The organism is Hongsoonwoonella zoysiae, from assembly GCF_013266695.1.
Lineage (GTDB): Bacteria > Pseudomonadota > Alphaproteobacteria > Rhizobiales > Stappiaceae > Hongsoonwoonella > Hongsoonwoonella zoysiae.
Genome location: NZ_JABRXF010000001.1, coordinates 238,367 through 254,386, shown reverse-complemented (window position 1 = coordinate 254,386; position 16,020 = coordinate 238,367). Strand labels below are relative to the sequence as shown.

Below are 16,020 nucleotides of genomic sequence, written 5' to 3'. Positions count from 1 at the left end.
CCTCTCCCGGTCTCAGGCGCTTGCCGCTTCGGCCGGTGCGAGGTAGCGCGGAGCTTCGGAAACCTTGATGCCCTGGCGGCTGCTGTAGTCCGTCAACTCGCCGAGCCAGAACCGGTAGATGTCGTTCATCTGGTCGAAACGCGGCCAGCGGTCGTTCATCACCCATTCGGTAACGGCAAACTGTTGCATCCAGACGAAATGATAATTTGCGACGGTAACCGAGATGTCCCTTGCCCAGGACACCGGCAGGATCGGCGGGTCGGCCTGAAGGATCGCGACCCTGCTGATCGCTTCCACCGGGATAGGGCCGTGATAGGCGACAGTGCCCATACGGTCCAGCGTCAGCACGGCGTCGTGGAAGTCGTTCTTCAGGGTGTCGCGGTAATGGCGCAGGCGATCCTCGCGCGAACCTTCAATGCCATCGCTATCGCGGTTCAACTGCTCGATGACGCTTTCGTCACCGCGAAAAAGAGAGGAATCGAGCCTCAAGACGTCGATTTCCAGCACGCCCGCGTAAGGGTCGCGATGGCGTGCGCAGGTCAGGGCGGCATGATGGATCGGATAGGCGTCGGTCAGGTAGACGCAATCGGGATTGGACAGCTTGTCGCTGTCCTGAGCGTCGGCAAGATGGGAGCGCGGCCTGAGGCCTTCCCGCAACGCCTTGCGCGCGAACTCGCCGCTGGTGCCGTGATAAAGGAGAGTTGGAAACTCCACCGCATACCCCTTGCGACGGACGCAGCCTTCTGCCGCGTCCCGCCTCTTCGAAGATTGAAACTTTCTGTCGTAGAGTTTCACAGATTACTTAAAGGAAGATTTCGACTATTGGCTAAATTTTGAGATAAGAAGTTCCTATTCTTATGATTTAAAGTCAAATCTTATGTTATTGATTGATATCTATTTGAAGTAATTCATATTTTACGAATCGAGATTGCTTATTCGGGAAGCCCGGCGCGTCTCATTCCGTCTTTCCACCTCGAAAAATTCTCAATGTCCCGGATTGGCAGCAGGTCCCTCAGATTGGACAGTCGCAGGTCCGGATCGCATTTGCGCAGGTTCTCCATGGCCTCGGCCGCCGTATCGTCTTCTCCGAGTAGCGCCGCGCTTGCCGCGGCCGTGCAGCACGCAAGCAGAAGATGGGCATTCACGCGGATAGCCTTCTGTGCCCACGCCAGCGCATCGGCATATCTGCCGGTGAAAAAATGAGCCATCGATGTCGCAGAATACATGGCGAAGCCGTGCGGGTCATGCGGGGAAAGCCGTGTCGCGTTTTCGAAACATTCAAGCGCCGGCTCCGGATTGCCGCCCCAAACGTATGCCCAGCCCCTGAACAGCCATGCCCATGCCAGATTGGGATCGAGCGCCAGCGACTGGTCGATAAGCGCCGCGCCGTCTTCCAGTTCGCCGGCGACGAAAGCAAGCGCTATGCCGGCCGTGCACAGCGCGACCGCGTCGTCCCTGCCAAGGGCCGCGGCACGGCGGGCAAGCCTGACCGCCTCGGCGGTTTCCCGCTCGCGGTCCTTCATCCATCCGCTTGCCTTGCGCATGGAATAGCATCGCGCAGCCATGCCATAGGCCGAAGCGAAGTCGGGGTCGATGTCGACCGCTTTCGAAAAGCAGGCCAGCGCCTCCTCGTTGGCCTCTTTCGTCCACTGATGAACCGCGGAAAGGCCTCGCAGGTAGTAATCGTATGCATCGAGGCTTTCGGTTGGCTTGCGCTTGGCACGCTCGATTTCGGCTCGCTCGAGCCTCGGCGAGAGCGCGCCAACCACATTGGAGGTCACGTTGTCCTGCAGATCGAAGACGTTTTCCAGCGAACCGTCGAAGCGGTCGGCCCAAAGATGCACTCCGCTCGCCGCATCGATCAGCTGCCCGCATATGCGCACCCTGTCTCCCGCCTTGCGAACGCTTCCCTCAAGCACATAGCGTACGCCGAGCTCGCGCCCGACCTCTCGCACGTTCACCGCTCTGCCCTTGTAGGTGAAGGTGGAATTTCGCGCGATCACGAACAGCCAGTTTATCCGCGAAAGTGCTGTAATGATCTCCTCCACCATTCCGTCGGCGAAATACTCCTGCTCCGGATCGCCTGACAGGTTGTCGAAGGGAAGGACCGCGATTGACGGTTTGTCGGGCAGGGAAAGCGGCGTGGAGGGACGCTGCCCGGTATCCGCCGCCGGCCAGCGCCACACCCGGATCGGCTGCGGAATGCCCTTGACCTCGTGCGAACCGGTGTAGGCAAACGTGGCGTCCGCCCGGTTTCCAAGGCTTTCGTGCACGATCGATGAAATGCAAATTCCGCCCGGATCGGCGAGTTTTTCGAGACGCGCGGCGACGTTCACGCCATCGCCGTAGATGTCCTCGTCTTCCACGATCACATCGCCGAGGTTTACCCCGATCCTGAGCCGGATAACCCTGTCGCCCGCCGCCATCGCCTCTTGGATCGCGAGCGCTGCCTCGACGGCCTCCACCACGGACGGAAATTCGACGAGGGCGCCGTCACCCATCAATTTGACGATGCGCCCGTCATGCGAGGCGACGATGGGCTCAAATGTCTCCTTCCGGTGACGCCGCAAGGCTGCAAGCGTTCCAGGTTCGTCTTCGGCCATCATGGCCGAATAGCCCACCACATCGGCGGCGACGATTGCGGCGAGTTTGCGTTTCACATTCACCTCGCCAGGCACGTTCATGGCAGCGCGCCGGTAGGCTCATCTTCCTATCGAACCCGGTAAAAGTCTATCGTTCCGAGGCTTCTTGTGACGCAACGTTATTTTTCTTTGCAAATAACTGACCAGTCAGTTATTAATAAAATATGAGCCAGCAAAACCCCAATCGCCGGGACATAGGGCGCAAGCCGAAATTCCGCAGGCGCGCGGAGGCCCGGCCGGACGATATCCTCGACGCCGCGCTGAAGCTGTTTTCGCTTCAAGGCTTCATGCCCACGCGCATGGAGGATGTCGCGAAGGAGGCCGGTATCTCCAAGGGCGCGATCTACCTTTATTTCCCCTCCAAGAAGGCGCTTCTGGAGGGGCTGATACGCCGGGCGGTGGTGCCCGTGGCCGACAGCGCGCTGGAGATGATCGCGGCCCATCGCGGCGATCCGCTTCCCGTCATCCGCAAATTCCTGACGATGGTGGCAAGCGCGGTAAAGGGGCCGGACGGCTTCGCGGTGCCGAAGCTGGTCATCCGCGAGGCGGCCGCTGTGCCCGAGATTGCGCGCATGTACCGCGAGGAAGTGATCGATAAGGCCCTGCCCGCCATTGCGGGGCTGATCGCGCAGGGCGTGGAGGGCGGTTACATTCGAAACGTCGACCCGGAACTCACCGTGCGAACCGTAGTCGGCCCGCTTTTCATGCATGTTCTGCTCGACGAGGTTTTCGGCATCAGGCCGGACGAAGGCCTTGCCATCGACCGGCTGGTCGACAACCACCTGACGATCCTCATGGCGGGGCTTGCGCCGGAGACCGGGGGCGCGCGATGAGCGATATCCTGAATTCGATTCTGGCCGGTTTTGCCGCGCTATACGCAAGCGTCTTCGGCGTGCCGGAGCCCGTCTATAACGGCTATGTGGAGGCGGATTTCGTCTATATCGCCCCTTCGATGCCGGGCAGGATCACCGACATCAAGGCAGAAGAGGGCGACGCCCTGGCAGAAGGCCAGGTGCTGGTCGTCCTGGACGACCGGGCGCAGCGAGCGGCATTCGAGGCGGCAAAGGCGCGCGTCGCCGAAGCCCGCGCCAATCTCGACAATCTCCAGACGGGCAGCCGGGAACCGGAGCTTGAGGTTATTCGCTCCTCGCTTGCCCGCGCGCGTGCCGAGCGGGTGCTTGCGAAAAAGACGCTCGACCGGTCCACCTCGCTTCTTGAACGCGAGCTTGTCGCCCAGGCGACAGTCGATACGCACCGCGCCGATCTCGACAAGATCGAGGCTGAAATCGCCGAACTCAAGGCCCGCCTCCAGGTCGCGGAACTGCCGGGCCGCGATGCCCAGCTTGCCGCCGCCCGCGCCGCCGTGGATGCGGCCGTCGCCGAGGCCGACAAGGCCCGCTCCGACCTTGACGACCGGGTGATGGCATCGCCCGTTTCAGGCCGCGTCGAGGATGTTTTCTTCGATGTCGGCGAATTCGCGACGGCAGGCGCGCCGGTTCTCTCCATCCTGCCGCTGGACCTGCGCAAGGTCGTCTTCTTCGTGCCGGAGCGCGAGCGTATCTCCTTCAAGCTCGGTGACCGGCTCGAAGTTGCCTGCGACGGTTGCCCGCCGGAGCTGGAGGCCGCCGTCACCTTCATCGCCACCGATCCGCAGTATACCCCGCCGATCATCTACAGCCGGGAGGAGCGGGCAAGGCTCGTCTTCCGCGCCGAGGCGCATATCGACGGCGAAAGCGATCTCATGCCGGGCCAGCCGGTATCGCTGGTGCGAAAGCAATGAACGGAAACGCCGAGTTCGCCATTTCGGTCAGGGGCCTGACCAAGCGCTTCGGCGACAGGACGGTCGTCGACCATTTCGACATGGATGTTCCGCGCGGCTCGATCTACGGCTTTCTGGGCCCGAACGGCAGCGGCAAGACCACTACCATCCGCATGATGTGCGGCCTGCTGGTGCCTGACGACGGCGAGGGCGAATGCCTGGGCTACGACATCCTGACCCAGTCCCGCCGCATCAAGGAGCACGTGGGCTATATGACCCAGCGCTTCTCGCTCTACGAGGACCTGACGATCCGCGAGAACCTGGACTTCATCGCCCGCATGTTCCGCCTGAAAGACCGCGCTTCCCGCGTCGACGCCGCACTTGAAGACCTCGACCTGAAGGACCGCGCCGACCAGCTTGCCGGCACACTTTCCGGCGGCTGGAAACAGCGGATGTCGCTTGCCGCCTGCATGCTGCATGAACCGAGTCTTCTCCTGCTTGATGAACCGACGGCGGGCGTCGACCCGAAGGCGCGGCGCGACTTCTGGGACGAGATCCGCAGGCTTTCGGCTAAGGGAGTTACCGTTCTCGTCTCCACCCATTACATGGACGAGGCCGTGCAGTGCGATTTCATCGCCTATATCGCCTATGGCAGACGGCTGATTTCCGGCCCCGCACGCGAAATTCCGAAGATCATCGGCCTTCACACCTGGCGGGTGGAAGGCGGCGATATTTCCGCGCTTGAAGAGGAGTTGCGCAAGGACGAGAGGGTGGGCCAGGTGGCGCGGTTCGGACCGGTGCTGCATGTCTCGGGCACCGACAAGATGGCCCTCGATGCTGTCGCGCAGGAACAGATGAAACGCGGCACGCACGAATGGACGGCGCGCGAGGCGGGGCTTGAGGAGGCCTTCATTTACCTGATGGCCGGGGCGCGGGACAATTTCGCGGGCGCAGGGGCTGCGCGATGATCTCGTTCTCGCTTGGCCGTTTCAGCGCCGTTCTTATCAAGGAATTCGTGCAGATGCGGCGCGACCGCGTCACCTTCGCCATGATGATCGGCATCCCGATCATGCAGCTTCTGCTGTTCGGGTTTGCGATCAACTCCGACCCGAAGCACCTGCCCACACTCGTGCAGATGGACGACAGCGGCCCGATCAGCCGCGCTGTGCTGGCGAGCATGCGGACATCGGACTATTTTGATTTCATTGGCGCCGTGACAGGCCGGGAGGAAGGCGACCGGGCGCTGCGCGACGGAACGGCGAATTTCGTCGTCGTTATCCCGCGGAATTTTGAGCGCGACGTGCTGCGGGGGCTGAGCCCAGACATCCTGCTTGCCGCGGACGCATCCGATCCGACCGCGACGAGCGGCGCGGTGGCGGCGCTGACCGGGATTGTGGATGCGGCTGTCGCGCAATCGCTGACCGGGGCGCGCCAGCCGGAGCCGCGTCCCGCCGAACCCTTTTCGGTGACGGTTCACCGACAGTTCAACCCCGAAAGCGAAACGCCGATCAATATCGTGCCGGGGCTTTTGGGCATTATCCTTTCCATGACCATGGTCATGATTACGGCGGTGGCGATCGTGCGCGAAAGCGAACGCGGCACGATGGAGGCCCTGCTTGCCACGCCCGTGCGCCCGCTTGAGGTGATGTTCGGCAAGATCATCCCCTACATCCTCGTTGGATATATCCAGACAGCCGTGTTTCTGGCGGCCGCGCGGCTCCTGTTCGATGTGCCGTTCCTCGGCAGTCCACTTGCCTTCTTCGTCGGCTTCAACCTCTTTATCGCCGTCAACCTGATGGTCGGATTCCTGATCTCGACGCTTGCGCGCTCGCAGATGCAGGCGATGCAGATCTCCTTCTTCACCCTGCTTCCGACGATCCTGCTGTCGGGCTTCATGTTTCCCTTCGCCGGAATGCCGGGATGGGCGCAGGCGATCGGCAACGCGATACCGGCCACGCACTTCCTGCGGATCACGCGAAAGGTGATGCTAAAAGGAGCCGGCCTTGCCGACATCACTTCCGACATGGCGGCAATCGTCGCGATCACGGCCGTCGTCATCGTGATTGCGCTGAGCCGCTACCGCCAGACGCTTGATTGAGACGCTGCTTTAACGCTCGCCGATATCCCAGAAGAGGCCGGCCATGAGCCCCAGCGCCTCGCGGCAGGTCTCCTTCACCACGTGTTCGCCGGGCGCATGTTGCGAGCAGCCGCGATAGGAATGCGGCACCCAGACGGTCGGCAGTCCGAGAATTTCGGAGAACGTGTCGTTCGGCAGGGAGCCTGCCAGGTTCGGCAGGATGTGCGGCGCCTTGCCGGAGGTGCGCTTCAGCGAGCCCGCGACGAAGGTCACCCACGGGTTGTCCGGGTCGAGCCTCGTTGCGCGGAAGAACAGGCGGTCGGCGGGCGTGACCTCCACCATACCGAAGCCATTGGCATCGAGATGGCGGCGAAGCGCGGGCAGGATATCGTCCGCATCCGTGCCGACGACGTAGCGAAGCTGGCAATGCGCTTTTGCCGAGCCCGAGATCGCGTTTACCGGGGCTTCGGGAACGCCGCTCTTCATGGCAAGCACGGCGAAGGAATTCCAGCCGAAGACGCGCTCGGCGGGCGAAAGCCCTTCCTCGCCCCAGTCCGGATCGATCGCCGGGCCATTGTTGCCTTCGACCGGCAGGTCTTTCAAAACCTCGCGGATTTCCGGCGTGAGGCTCGTCGGCCGCCATTCGGGGATCCTTATCTGCCCACGCCTGTCGACAATGGAGGCGATGGCATGGGCAAGGATCGTCGCGGGATCGGCGAGAAGCCCGCCCCAATTGCCGGAGTGATGCGCGCCGTCACGCAGGTTCACCGAAAGGTCGAAATTCACGCCGCCGCGCGAGCCCATGAACATGGTCGGCGTTTCGGGCTGCAGCCTCGGCCCGTCGGATGCGATCAGAACGTCGGCGGAAAGCCGCTCCCGGTTCGCGCTGCAGAAGTCGGCAAGGCCAGGCGAGCCGGTCTCCTCCGACATTTCGATCAGCACCTTGACGTTGAAGCCAAGCCGCCCGCGCTCCTCCAGAACGCAGGCAAGGGCGGAAAGATTGATCAGGTGTTGGGCCTTGTTGTCCGCCGTGCCGCGCCCGTAGAGTTTTTCGCCTTCCTCCACCAGACGGAAAGGGTGCAGCCCTTCGCGCCATTGCTCGGTCTGGGCGCGGATGACGTCGCCATGACCGTAGATGAAGACGGTCTCAAGCTCGGGATCCTCCGTCCGCTCGCCGATGAGGAACGGCCCGCCGCGAGGGTCGGGGTTTTCGGATATTTCGCAATGAAAGCCGAGGCTTGTCAGCCAGGGGTGGATCGCTTCGTTCAGGTATCGCCGCAGTTCGTCGGCCTGCGCCGGGTTCTGGCTTTCCGTTTGAAAGGCGACGAGGCGGGCGAGATCCGCCTGGAAACTTCCTTCGTCGAAATAGGCTTCGGCGCGGGCGATCGCTCCGTGTCTGGATGTCATTCTTCAATCCCTGAGGTAATGCCGATTCTGTCCGCTATTCTATCGCATATGGTGCTCCCGTCGCGTCCGGCCGAAACGACCGATCGCGGGTCGTTCTCAGAACAAACTGCCTGTGCATGAGCGTATCTGACGCCTGCCGTTCCTCACCGTCGTCGTCACCGTCTGTTCGCAGTCGGGCGAAAGATAGGGTTTCACCAGTTCCCATTTGCCGTCGTTTTCGTCGTAGATCTGATAATTGCAGTTCCGCGTCCCGCACCAGAGGGAGCCTGTGAGCTTTGCGACGAGTTCCACCTTGCCGTCGCCATCGAGGTCGAATGGCGCGATGGCCACATGCTCCATGCCTTCCGGTCCGTCAAGCGCCGGCGCAAGCGCGTATCGATAGTCCGATAGCGCGGCCGGCGTGAATGAAAGCGGCTCCGGCTTCATCTTCTCCTTCGGCCCGGTAGCGGCTTTCGCAGCGTGCTCCTCCGGCTCGTCGGTCCCGGGTCCCGCTGCCGCCGATATGCTGTCGGCGGCTGTCGCACCGGGATAGGGGATAGGCTCGCGCTCATCGATGCCGGTCACATTTACGGTGCCAAGCCCCAGGCGCTGGCAGGCGCCTTCTTCGCAGGCCGGCGTCATCCACAATTCGCCGTTTCCGAACATCGCGCCCTGATCGCGCACGAACATTTCGGCGAAGGTCTGTTTCAGCACGATCTCGCGAAGGGCCATGTTCAAAACATCCGTGCCGGCGGCTTCAAGATCGGCCCGGTTCTTGAGCGCCCTGCGGCTACCCCCGTCGATAAGGTTCACGGGGTAGGCGACCGCCCAGTTGAGCAGTCCGACATCGCCAACCCGGAAAGCGGCCCTCAGACGGCGAAAGTTGAGGTAGGACTCTTGCGGATCGAAACCCTGGCGCGTGAATTTTTCCCGCACATCGGCGCTCAGACCCATCATGGTGAAATCCGTCCCGCCGGAAGGTTCCTCATAACCCGATTTTCCGCGCAAGCCCCTTGCGACCAGGTAAAGCGCAAGCTGTTCGTCGTGGAGCATTTGAACCTTTGGCGAGATTTCGGCTCCCTGGCCTTTCTGGAAGGCGATGAAAAGGTCTTCCTCGCTCCTGTTGATGTCCTCCCGCGCGACGCCCCTCATGCGCTCGTCAAGAAGTGCCTCGAAGGCTTCCCAATAAAGTATCTGCCCTGCCCACGCCCTTTCTTCCACGATTGCGAGGATCTCGTCATCGCCTGAAACGCCGTCGCGGGCAGCCTCAAGGTCCTTTGGAAAATGTTTCGCGATTTCCGCAGGATCTCGCAAGACCGGCTCGTCTTCCGCGAAGGCGAGCGATAGTCTGAACGGCTTGCCGAGAATCGTGAGGGCTACGGCAGCCCCTTTTTCGCCGGCCTGCCCGTCTTCCCCGGCAGTATCCGCCCGCAAGCCGGCCTGTCCGGTGTTGTCGAGGATCAGGGCCTCATAGAGCTTCGGGCTTGGCTCAGCCGTGACGCGAAGCCCGTTCGCGGCCTCATATGCGGCTATGGCCGAACGTGTCTTCGGGCCTATCAGCCCATCCGCCGAGCCCGCGTCATAGCCTTTTTCCGACAAGGCGGCCTGGATCTGGCTGATGTGATTTCGGGTCAGCCGGGCAGGCGCCTGTGCGGTTTCCGGTTCCGATGAGCTTTGCGCGGCTGTGCCGGGGCTCAGCGTGCTTCCCGTAATCACGACGCGGCCAAGCTCTACCGTGCTTTCCTCATCTTCCCGGCGCACGCGCAGTTGGCCGTTTTCGCTGTAGTAACGGAAGCACCCCTTGACGCCGGACACATCCCAGCAGATCCGCCCGTCCGGCCTGATCGCGAATTTGCCCATCCGCCCAACCGGGGCCCCGTCCGTGTGTGAGGAAATCGTGCCGTCGGGGCTCAGGAAAAAAGAGCCGCCCGTTCCATCGTCGCGCACATGGCGGTATCTGGCGTTGATCAGGAGCTGGCGTACTTCTTCCGCGGATAGATTTTTCACGCTTGCCGGTTCTGCCGACGGTCCCCGGGGCGGCTGCGCCGTCTGCCCGCCTTGCGTGCGGTCCTCCGGCGCCTCGCGCGCGGTTTCGCCTTCCGGGGCTTTTGGGGGCGAGCGATCCGGAGTCGCCGCTTGCTCCGGAGCTTGCGGTTCCTGAGGTTCCGAGCGCTGCCAGATTGCGGTCAGCGTGGAAATGCTCTGGCGATTGATGCTGCCGTTTCCGGCGATGCCGTAATCGCTCTGGAATTGAGCCAGGGCCGAGCGTGTCTGAGGACCGTAAAAGCCATCCACCGGGCCGGCATCGTAGCCGAGATCGTTGAGCATGCTCTGGACGCGGGTTACCTGCGCGGCATCATATGCCGGGCGCGACCGCGCGGGCGGGTTCGGCTCCGGGTTTGCCTGGCGTTGCGGCGCGGGCTCCACATAAACGGGCGGCGCGCGGAAAATGTCGAAAATATCGATTGCGAAAGCCGGCGGCCCCTGCCACGCAAGGCCGGCCGTCAATAACGTGAACGCAAGCAAGGCCCGGGGGGCGGCGATTGAGACATTTTCCGGGATGAAACGCATGACCAGATCTCCCCGTTTCGGATGTCTGTCCCATTGTAGAACATCCTGTGCGCCCGATCACCTTGGCCGGTGCCAGAAATAATCGCTCGCGCGTTCGCCGGGAATTCGCCGCCCGCAAGGGCCGGCGGGTTCCTCCGTCAGCGGTGGGGAGCGGCGAGGCCGCGGCGGCGCTCCGACCGGGCGACGTAAATCGTGGTGGCGACGATGACCGCCATGCCGGCGAGCGTGTTCGCGGAGGGCACTTCGGCGAATACGGCGTAACCGGCGGCGACCGCGAAAACGAGGCGCAGATACGGGAAGGGCGCAAGGGCCGAAACCTCGCCCGCGCGATAGGCCTCGATCGTGAGCCACATGCCGGCGGCTCCCACAAGTCCGGCACAAGCGAGCAGCATGAGGACGCCAGACGACAGAGGCTGCCAGTTGAACCAGGCGACCGGCAAGGTACCGAGCGCGGTTACGACGCCGATGTAGAACATGATCGTCGGCGTCTTTTCCGTGCGCACCAGGATGCGGTTCAACAGCACGAGCACGGCGGCGAGCGCGGCACTGGCGATGCCGACGATAACGCCGGGCTCGACGGACGAAGGCGATGCGCCCGAGGCGACGACGACACCGGCAAAGCCGATCAGCGTCGCCGCCCATCGCGCCGTACCTATCCGCTCGCCCAGAACGGGGGCTGCGAGAAGCGTGACGAAAAGCGAGGTGGAGAAGGTGAGCGTGGAGGCAAGCGCGAGATCGAGCAGCAGGAAGCTGACATAGTAGAGATACCAGACGCCGAGGCTCGTCAGCCCGCGCGTGACCTGCAGGAAAGGGCGCCGGGTGGCGAAGGTGCCGCGCGAGGCGACGACCATCGCGGTGCCGAGCAGAAGCTGTGCGAGCGCGCGGAAAAAGACGATCTGCGCGGTGGCAGCCGTCTCGCCGGCAAGCCGCACCAGCATGACTTCGCCGGTGAAAACGGCGGCGGCCAGCATGAGCAGGAGCGCGCCCTTGAGGTTGCCGCTCGCAGGTGCCGCCGTGGCGGGCGCGCTCAACGGCTTTGCCTGAACGGCGGGTAGGTTTCGGGTGTTTGTCGCCCGAGCAGGCGCAGGAAAGCGACCCAGGCTTTCACCCCGTCGTCGATAGCGGAAAGACGGAAGAACTCGTTCGGGGCGTGGAAATCCTCATCCGCCGTTGAAAACGACATCATCACCGTATCGAGCCTGAGCGCGTGCCGCACGATATCGGAAAGGGGGAGCGTGCCGCCGATGCGCACCCTGACCGGAGGCTTTCCCAGGGCGGTTTCCAGAGCGTCTTCAGCCGCTTCGAGCAGGGGATGATCTGCAGGCACCGTATAGGCCGCCGTGCCGGGATCGTTCCGGTCGACTGTCAACGCTACGCCCTCGGGGCAATGGCGGCGCAGATGCTGCTCGATCAGTGCGCCTGCGCGTGCCGGATCCTGACCGGGCGCAAGGCGGGTCGTCAATTTGGCGAAGCTTTCTGCCGGAGTGACGGTCTTGGAGCCGGCGCCCTGATATCCGCCCCACATGCCGTTGATTTCAATGGTCGGGCGGTGCCAGAGCCGCTCCAGCGCGGAATAGCCCGGCTCGCCATGTGCGCTCGCGCCGATCGCTTCGAAAAAACCGGCTTCATCGAAGGGGATGGCGGCGATGCGTTTACGCTCGCCATCGTCGAGAGGGGCTACGTCATCTACGTAGCCTTCGACGGCGATGGAACCATCCGGATGATGCAAGGAAGAGAGTAGGGCCGCCATCTCGTGGAGCGCGTTGCGCACCGCCCCGCCGAAGCGGCCCGAGTGAAGATCCTTCGCTGCGGTTCTCATGGCGATTTCCAGCCGCATGCTGCCGCGCGAACCGACGTTGATGCTGGCAAGATCGGCCCGCCAGCGCGCGCCATCGGCGGAAATGACCGCATCGGCGGAGAGAAGATCGCGATGCTTTTCCAAGATCGCACCGAGCGTGGCGCTGCCGACCTCCTCCTCGCCCTCTATCAGAAGGCGGATGTTGACGGGCAGACGGCCTTCAACGGCGAGAAAGGCGGAAAGCGTCTCGATGGCGATGGAAACCGGGCCCTTGTCGTCCGAAACCCCGCGCCCGTAGAGACGGTGATCGTGGATTTCCGGCGCGAACGGCGGCGATTTCCAAAGCTCGAGCGGGTCGGGCGGCTGAACGTCGTAATGGCCGTAGACGATGAAAGTGGGCTTGCCCGGCGCGCCGAGCCATTCGGCGTAAACGGCCGGGTGCCCGCCCGCCTGCAGCTCCTGAACGGCGCTGAAACCTGCAGATTTCAGGCGCGACTTGAGGATATCGCGGGCAGCCTTCATGCCGTCGAGATAGGCCGGATCGGTGCTGACCGAGGGCGCCGAAGCGTATTCGACGAGGCGCGCGACGATGCCTTCCCGGTCGGCCTGGAGGCGGGCAAGCACGGGATCGCTCATGAGCGACCCCCGTCGACGGAGAGGATCTGCCCCGAGATCCAGGATGCTTCATCGGAAGCGAGAAAGAGCGTGGCGGCGGCGATATCCTCCGCCGTGCCGAGGCGTTTCGTATGGATCGAGTCCACGAGACGCTTCTGGCCGTCTTCGCCCATGGCCTGCCACTGGCGCTCCGTCGTCGGGTTGGAGCGCACGAAGCCGGGAGCGACGGCGTTGACCGTGATGCCGTGCGACCCCAGTTCCAGCGAGAGCTGCTTGACGAGGCCGACAAGCGCGTGTTTCGCCGCCGTATAAGCCTGAATGCCGGTGAGCGAGGGACGCAAGCCTGCGCCAGAGGCAATCGCCACGAAGCGGCCATAGCCTTTTTCCCGCATATGCGGACTTGCGGCCTGGGCAAGCCAGAAAGCGGCATCCACATTGGCCTCGAATATCGTGCGCCAGGAGGCCTCGTCGATCTCTTCGAGCGGCCGGCCCGCCTGGCCGCGCGTGCCGCCGGCGGCGTGGATGACGATGTCGGGCGCTCTGCCGGCCGAGGCGAGCCTGTCAATCAGGCCGTGGACGGCGGAACGCTCGCCAAGGTCGAGTACCTGATGATCGGCCTTGAGATTTGCGGCCGTGGCGGCAAGGCCCGCCTTGTCGATATCGGCCAGGACGAGGGACGCTCCAGCTTCCTTGAGACTGGTCGCGATGGCCCGCCCTATGCCCTGTGCCGCGCCCGTGACGAGCGCGCGCTTTCCTTCGAAACTCAGCCGCATCGCGCAATCAACTCCCTTAGGGTTTCAAGCGACTGCACGCGCCTGCCCTCCTCGATGTCGTGGATGAGATCGACCACGGCTGAAAGGGCAGGGGTTTCGATGCCGGCTTCGCGCGCAAGCTCGACGATCTTTCCGATCTGCTGATCGACCTCCGTCTTGCGTTTCCTGACGGCGAGATCGCGCCAGATGCCGGTGTGCGTCTTGGCGGTCTTGCCGGTGAATTCGACAAGGGCTGCGATGGAGGCGTCGGCAGCGGCATCGGTCGCACCCGGTGCGAAGGCCGCCGGGTCGAAGCCGTTGAAGCCGTTGGGCGACACGCCGCGCGCGGCGGCAACCGCCATGACCTCGCGCCCGAGCGCGCGCCACGCCGGGCGGCGGGCGGGATCGGCAAAATTTTCGGCCATCGAGTCATTCGTCAGCGCCGTGCCGAAAAGCATCGCGCCATAGCCGAGCTTGCCCCAGAGCCAGGCCCAGATATCGTCGGTGAGCACCGCGTCGGGCTCGAAGACCCGCAATAGGCGGTGCATCTCCTGCGTGCGCTCGCGGATCGTGCCGTCGATCTCGCCGACGACGACCGCTCCGCGATTGCCGAAGAGGATCTCTCCGGGGCCATGCCAGTCGGCGGCGAAATTGACGAAACAGCCCATGGTGCGCTTCGCCCCGACGGTTTCCGCGATCTCAAGCTCGTTCAGGCCGTTTTGCGCCGAAAGAATGAAGCCGTCGCCCGCCAGATGCGGCTTGAGGGCCTGTGCTGCGGCGGCGGTCGCCTGCGCCTTCACGGCAAGGACGATGCGGCGGAAGGTGCCGGTCAGCTCCTGTGGCGTGACGGCGGGAATGACCTGCGTGAATTCTTCCACCGGGCCGGTGATCGAGAGACCTTGGGTGCGGCATTTTTCGACGTGATCGGGGACGATATCGACGAGAAGCACATCCTCGCCCGCGCGTGCCCAATACGCGCCGAGCGTGCCGCCGATGGCGCCGGCGCCCCAGATCAGGATCGGATCGGCCATGGTCCCTCAAGTGCGTTGCGCACTTCCTCAACGCCCGTCTTCCAGATTTCGAGCATGATCTCGTCGGCTTTCTGATAGTCGCCGCCGAATGCCCCGTCGCCGAGGATATCGCGTGCGATTTCGGGCGCTGCGGCCTTCAAGGCGACCATGTCGGGCGCGGGCTTCGGCGCCTCGGGGCGAGGAGCCGGCGCATGGGCAAGCCGCGTCCAGGGGTAGTTTTCCATCCAGTTGGCGTGGCTGCCGGAAGGGTCGACCGCCTGCACTTTCGCCCAGACCTTCGGGGCGTTCCACCAGTTGTGGAACTTTATACTGACATGCGGGTAATCCAGCATCATCTCGTTCGCGACGGCGCCCGCCGGCTGGTTGCCGCCGTGGCCGTTGACGACGAGGATGCGGCGGAAGCCGGAACGCTCCAGCGAGGCGACGACGTCGCGAATGACCGAAACGAGCGTTTCGACGCGCAGCGTGACCGTGCCCGGATAGGCGGCGAAATAGGGCGCAAGGCCATAGGGCATCACCGGGAAGACGGGAATGTCCAGCGGCTCGGCCGCCTCAAGCGATACACGCTCGGCGAGGATGGAATCGACGGAAAGCGAAAGCTGCGCATGCTGCTCCGTCGAGCCGATGGGCAGGATGCAGCGGTCGTCCTCGGCGACCCTTTTTTCGACATCCATCCAGTTCATGTCGCTGATGCGCATCGCTTCTCGTGCTCCCCTAGCGTTCTGATTTTTCTTGAGAGTTTTCTTCCGGGTCGATGCGGCCGGGCCAGCCGGTGGAGGCGACCACGAGCTTGGCCATAAGGGCCGACAGCGTCTTGCGCTCGTCCTCGTCAAGGGCTTCAAGCATCATCTGCTCGAAGTCGACGAAGCGGGGCAGGGATTGTTCGAAAAGGGCGCGGCCTTCCTTCGTCAGGCGCAGCACGTTGCAACGCCGGTCGGCATCGTCCGCGGTCCGTTCGATCATGCCGAGGCCGACGAGTTTCTGGATCGCACGGCTCAGTGTGTTCTGCGGAAAACCGGACGAACTGGCGATGTCGCGGGCAAGCGCACCATCCTTCAGTCCGAGCGAATAAATCACGACATATTCGGGCCGGGACAGGCCGTAGGTTCGCTCCACCCAGTTGTAGAGCGGCACATTGTAACGAAGGGCGAGATAATTCAGCCGATAGGTCAGCCAGCAGGGATTTTCCCAAAGTTTGGCGGCCGTCATCGCGTCGAGACCGGAGGCGGAGGAAGGGCCGCCGGCTTCACCGACACAGGCGAGGCTGCTCGCCGCAACATTCGGCCGATCCGGCGTTTCGCCGGATGCGAAACCGTCACGAACCCGCCTGCCCTGCCGAGACCGCATTTCCAAGAACCCCGACTTCAAAATCGACTTGACGGCATCAGA

At 63.4% G+C, this 16,020-nt stretch carries 14 protein-coding genes; 4 read left to right on the top strand and 10 right to left on the bottom strand.

Going from position 1 to position 16,020, the window contains the following annotated elements; genetic code table 11:
- Positions 1–12 precede the first annotated feature (12 nt).
- Both HPQ64_RS01160 and HPQ64_RS01155 read right to left on the bottom strand, forming a co-directional pair.
- A complete protein-coding gene (locus tag HPQ64_RS01160) occupies positions 13–714 on the bottom strand; it encodes an RNA 2'-phosphotransferase family protein (RefSeq protein WP_172886568.1) in 702 nt (233 codons plus the stop codon).
- A 218-nt stretch (positions 715–932) separates the two neighbouring features.
- On the bottom strand, positions 933–2,684 hold the full coding sequence (locus HPQ64_RS01155; protein ID WP_172886567.1) for an adenylate/guanylate cyclase domain-containing protein: 1,752 nt from the start codon (positions 2,682–2,684) through the stop codon (positions 933–935).
- 122 nt (positions 2,685–2,806) lie between these two features.
- Between HPQ64_RS01155 and HPQ64_RS01150 the strand changes: the two genes are divergently transcribed.
- Genes HPQ64_RS01150 through HPQ64_RS01135 form a run of 4 tightly spaced genes read left to right on the top strand, consistent with a single transcriptional unit; the run spans position 2,807 to position 6,499 of the window.
- Positions 2,807–3,475 (top strand): TetR/AcrR family transcriptional regulator, encoded by a 669-nt coding sequence (locus HPQ64_RS01150; RefSeq protein ID WP_172886566.1) that lies wholly within the window; start codon positions 2,807–2,809, stop codon positions 3,473–3,475.
- The gene (locus HPQ64_RS01145; protein ID WP_172886565.1) at positions 3,472–4,422 is read left to right on the top strand and encodes an HlyD family secretion protein; all 951 of its coding nucleotides are present in this window, start codon (positions 3,472–3,474) and stop codon (positions 4,420–4,422) included. Before HPQ64_RS01150 ends, HPQ64_RS01145 begins: the two co-directional genes overlap by 4 nt.
- The gene (locus HPQ64_RS01140) at positions 4,419–5,369 is read left to right on the top strand and encodes an ABC transporter ATP-binding protein (protein WP_172886564.1); all 951 of its coding nucleotides are present in this window, start codon (positions 4,419–4,421) and stop codon (positions 5,367–5,369) included. Before HPQ64_RS01145 ends, HPQ64_RS01140 begins: the two co-directional genes overlap by 4 nt.
- Complete coding sequence (locus HPQ64_RS01135) at positions 5,366–6,499, top strand: ABC transporter permease (RefSeq protein WP_172886563.1); 1,134 nt, start codon at positions 5,366–5,368, stop codon at positions 6,497–6,499. Before HPQ64_RS01140 ends, HPQ64_RS01135 begins: the two co-directional genes overlap by 4 nt.
- 9 nt (positions 6,500–6,508) lie before the next feature.
- Here HPQ64_RS01135 and HPQ64_RS01130 read toward each other — a convergent pair whose 3' ends face one another.
- The 8 genes from HPQ64_RS01130 to HPQ64_RS01095 all read right to left on the bottom strand — a co-directional run bounded on the left by HPQ64_RS01130 (position 6,509) and on the right by HPQ64_RS01095 (position 15,978).
- Positions 6,509–7,885 carry a M20 family metallopeptidase gene (locus HPQ64_RS01130; RefSeq protein WP_172886562.1) on the bottom strand — a complete coding sequence of 459 codons (1,377 nt, stop codon included), beginning with the start codon at positions 7,883–7,885 and terminating at the stop codon, positions 6,509–6,511.
- A 96-nt stretch (positions 7,886–7,981) separates the two neighbouring features.
- On the bottom strand, positions 7,982–10,435 hold the full coding sequence (locus HPQ64_RS01125; RefSeq protein ID WP_172886561.1) for a peptidoglycan-binding protein: 2,454 nt from the start codon (positions 10,433–10,435) through the stop codon (positions 7,982–7,984).
- Positions 10,436–10,572: 137 nt separating this feature from the next.
- On the bottom strand, positions 10,573–11,466 hold the full coding sequence (locus HPQ64_RS01120; RefSeq protein WP_172886560.1) for a DMT family transporter: 894 nt from the start codon (positions 11,464–11,466) through the stop codon (positions 10,573–10,575).
- Positions 11,463–12,869: a dipeptidase gene (locus HPQ64_RS01115; protein WP_172886559.1), complete on the bottom strand. Its 1,407-nt coding sequence runs from the start codon at positions 12,867–12,869 to the stop codon at positions 11,463–11,465. Before HPQ64_RS01115 ends, HPQ64_RS01120 begins: the two co-directional genes overlap by 4 nt.
- Positions 12,866–13,621 (bottom strand): SDR family NAD(P)-dependent oxidoreductase, encoded by a 756-nt coding sequence (locus HPQ64_RS01110; protein ID WP_172886558.1) that lies wholly within the window; start codon positions 13,619–13,621, stop codon positions 12,866–12,868. The genes HPQ64_RS01115 and HPQ64_RS01110 overlap by 4 nt, the downstream gene beginning before the upstream one ends.
- On the bottom strand, positions 13,612–14,631 hold the full coding sequence (locus tag HPQ64_RS01105; protein ID WP_172886557.1) for a ketopantoate reductase family protein: 1,020 nt from the start codon (positions 14,629–14,631) through the stop codon (positions 13,612–13,614). Before HPQ64_RS01105 ends, HPQ64_RS01110 begins: the two co-directional genes overlap by 10 nt.
- Positions 14,613–15,329 (bottom strand): creatininase family protein, encoded by a 717-nt coding sequence (locus HPQ64_RS01100; RefSeq protein ID WP_172886556.1) that lies wholly within the window; start codon positions 15,327–15,329, stop codon positions 14,613–14,615. Before HPQ64_RS01100 ends, HPQ64_RS01105 begins: the two co-directional genes overlap by 19 nt.
- Before the next feature lie 16 nt (positions 15,330–15,345).
- Positions 15,346–15,978, bottom strand: a complete 633-nt coding sequence (locus tag HPQ64_RS01095; protein ID WP_172886555.1) for a MarR family winged helix-turn-helix transcriptional regulator — start codon at positions 15,976–15,978, stop codon at positions 15,346–15,348.
- Between the last annotated feature and the right edge of the window lie 42 nt (positions 15,979–16,020).